We start from the raw sequence: 1,367 nt of genomic DNA, 5'->3' as shown, positions 1-1,367 counted from the left end.
CCTGCATTCCCCAAGTGGCGTGTCGTTTGAGGTGAAGATCGCCTGTATCCGAGCGCTAGACAAGGATTTTCTGCCGCAAGCGGCACCTGCGGTCGCGCAGACTGCTGGATCTGGACGGATCAGACCGCGAAGCCGCTGTTTCCTTGCCCAGGGGCGGCGTTTTTCAGCGCAGCGGACAGATCTGTCCAGCCGCTTTCGTTCAGTTTGAGCGTGGATCGCGATCATGCGCATAGCGGTGGCGCTCGCAATCGGCGGATAGCGGCGAGGATGGCGCGTACCATCGTGCCGGTGACAGCGACCTCGGCCAGCTGGAAGGTGATGGTGCGGGCGTGACGGACCACACGTGCCCCGATCTTGATCAGCTTCAGTTGCAGGCTGGTCAACGACCAGTCGGCCATGGCCTCGGGCAGCTCGATGCAGCGCAAGAAGGTGGCCAGGTTGTACGCCAGGGCGTGCAGTTGCAGCCGCACCTCATTGTCGCGGAACTTCCGGCACGACAGCCGCGTCCAGCGAAAGGCGTATTTGCCCTCTTTGATGTGCTGCTCGGCGGTGCCGCGCTGGTTGTAGAACCGCACCACCCAGTCCGGCTCCATCGGCAGGTTGGTGACGATGAAGCCGACACGCGGGAACAGTTCGCCCGGATGCCATTCGATCTTGGCGATCACCCGGCGTTCCTTGTCCCAGGACGCCGCCTGATACTCGAATTCCTCGAAGAACCGCTTGACCTTGGTCAGTGACGGCCGCCCGACAGGGCGCGTTAGCCGATGCGCGATCTTGTCCTTGAGGACCGCGTTTGCGGGCAGCCGGATGGCGTAGAAGAACCGCGCTTCTTCCAATCGCTCATAGATCGCCGGGATCGCGTAGGCAGCATCGGCCCGGAAGAACCTGCCACCAAGGTCGCGCTCCGCGTAGCGCGCAATGACGGGGTCGAGAACATCACGCCAGCCATCGGCGCTGTGGACGTTGCCATGGCGCAGGGCGCAGCGTTCCAGCATCCCGAACTGGTTGAACAGAAAGTTGGGGTGATAGCAGCTACAGTCGAAATGGCCATTCCAGGCAGACCCTTCCTGGTCGCCATGGGTCGGGCTGACCGAGCTGTCCATGTCCAGAACGATGTACTTCAGCCCGTTACGGTCATGGAACCGGTCGATCCATTGCCCGTTCAGGTCGGCCAGCGCGGCACGGTTCCCGGCCAGAGCCAGCGTCTCGGTCTCGAACCGTCCCATCTGCGATGCCGAGGCCGCTTGTGCATCGACCGCTCTGCCGCCGACAACTTGGCGCATGACCGGATCGCAGGCGAGACGGTTGGCGTCGTTGACATCCTCGTATCCGGCCAGCCGCCCAAAGACTGATTGCCGGAACAGGCC

Annotated in this window: 2 protein-coding genes; one reads left to right on the top strand and one right to left on the bottom strand. The window is 63.0% G+C overall.

Going from position 1 to position 1,367, the window contains the following annotated elements:
* A partial coding sequence (locus tag EG244_RS20955; protein WP_206752332.1) for a hypothetical protein occupies positions 1-208 on the top strand: 208 nt, incomplete at its 5' end.
* A gap of 13 nt (positions 209-221) precedes the next feature.
* Here the strand turns inward: EG244_RS20955 and EG244_RS11920 are convergent.
* Positions 222-1,367, bottom strand: a 1,146-nt coding sequence (locus tag EG244_RS11920) for an IS1380-like element IS1247 family transposase (protein WP_124965227.1), incomplete at its 5' end; no start/stop codon positions are given.

Source organism: Falsigemmobacter faecalis (assembly GCF_003863335.1).
GTDB lineage: Bacteria > Pseudomonadota > Alphaproteobacteria > Rhodobacterales > Rhodobacteraceae > Wagnerdoeblera > Wagnerdoeblera faecalis.
Note: the sequence above shows the minus strand (reverse complement) of the source record. Positions and strands in the feature narration are given on the sequence as shown.